The organism is Edwardsiella hoshinae NBRC 105699 = ATCC 33379 (assembly GCF_000474215.1).
GTDB lineage: Bacteria > Pseudomonadota > Gammaproteobacteria > Enterobacterales > Enterobacteriaceae > Edwardsiella > Edwardsiella hoshinae.
Genome location: NZ_BAUC01000093.1, coordinates 1 through 1262 on the forward strand (window position 1 = coordinate 1; position 1262 = coordinate 1262).

The 1262-nt window shown below is 60.0% G+C and carries 2 protein-coding genes; both read right to left on the bottom strand.

Annotated elements, in window-relative coordinates; all coding sequences use genetic code 11:
- The coding region (locus EHO01S_RS17115) for a phage head morphogenesis protein (protein WP_024525075.1) at nt 1-705 on the bottom strand (705 nt) is incomplete at its 3' end.
- Nucleotides 692-1262: phage portal protein family protein (locus EHO01S_RS17120; RefSeq protein ID WP_035371041.1), on the bottom strand; the 571-nt coding region annotated here is incomplete at its 5' end. The genes EHO01S_RS17120 and EHO01S_RS17115, both read right to left, overlap by 14 nt.

Sequence of the window (1262 nt, forward strand, 5' to 3'; positions counted from 1 at the left end):
TGCGCCCGTCATGGGGTTAATCATTGCCGGCACCTTGCGGGTTTCTCCCGGTATCCCAAACTCCTGATCGATCTCGATAACGTCCGGGTGGTAAACCGTCAACCCCTGTTTTTCCACTTCCGCTGCTGAGCGGGCACGCACACGGCACCGGCAACCGTAGGCATCAGGTGGGTAGAGGAAGCCCCACACCGGGCTATCGATAGGCGCGATAAACCCATTAAGGCCAGCATGTACCGGGCGTGTGTGACTATCCATTACCGCCACACGCTCCAGATACGGACGGCTGGCCGCGTTGGCCATCTGTTCCCGGTAGCGCCCCGCATTGTAGGCCGACTGCATATTGGTGCGAAAAATGGTGTCCAGTCGGCGCGGCATCAGCCGCTTGCCCTGGAGTTCTCCCGTGGTCTCATCGATCACCACCCCTTTCCCCAGCCATCCCTTACGCTCCAGAATGGGGAGTATCTGGCGATTGAAGTCCGTCTGCGTGTCCCCCTCCTGGAGGGCTTTTTGTAGGCCATCGCGCATATCTTTCAGAATATCCAGCTTCATCACGCCAGCGATGGTGAATGCTTTCGCCTGGGCCTCGGCGTATACGTCGTACCAGTGCAGTCCGATGGCATACCCCTTGGACTCGAAATAGGCCACCGCTTCGGCGGGGGCGAGCTGGAGGGCGTAGGCCAGCTCTACCTTCTCAGGTGTTGGCATGGAGCTGCCCCCACAGGTCGGTCACAAAAATAGCCTGCGTCAGGAGGGCGCGCAGTTGGGTATCATCCAACTGCGGATAGCCCTCGGCCAGGATATTCATCGCATCATCAGCGCTCTTCCCCTGGCGCAGGGCGGCAATCATCGGGGCCAGTAGCTGGTTCATGGCATCTCCCACCGCATCAGACAGGGGTGGCATGGTATCGATCGCCTGTTGGCCGGGGTCGCTCTCTGGCACCTCTTCCGTTTGGGATAGGGCGGCGAGGCCCACACCAGGGCTAACGGGGTAAGCCTGGCGTAAGTTGGCTAGCCCACTGCCACTGGTGCGCGGCTGGAGCACCGCTTCACCCTCCTGGGGTTGCGGAATACCGCCCTCGCGGTGAACCCAACTGACGGGGATGGTATCCATGCCAGCGTTAACCAACGTTGATACAGCCGTGGCAAACTGGCCTAAATCGGCTTTTTTGCGAGTATCAAAGACCAGGCGCGGCTGGCGGTGTAGCGGGATATCGCCGAAACCGTTAAGCGCCAGCATCATCTGGATAAGTGACCGGAACATG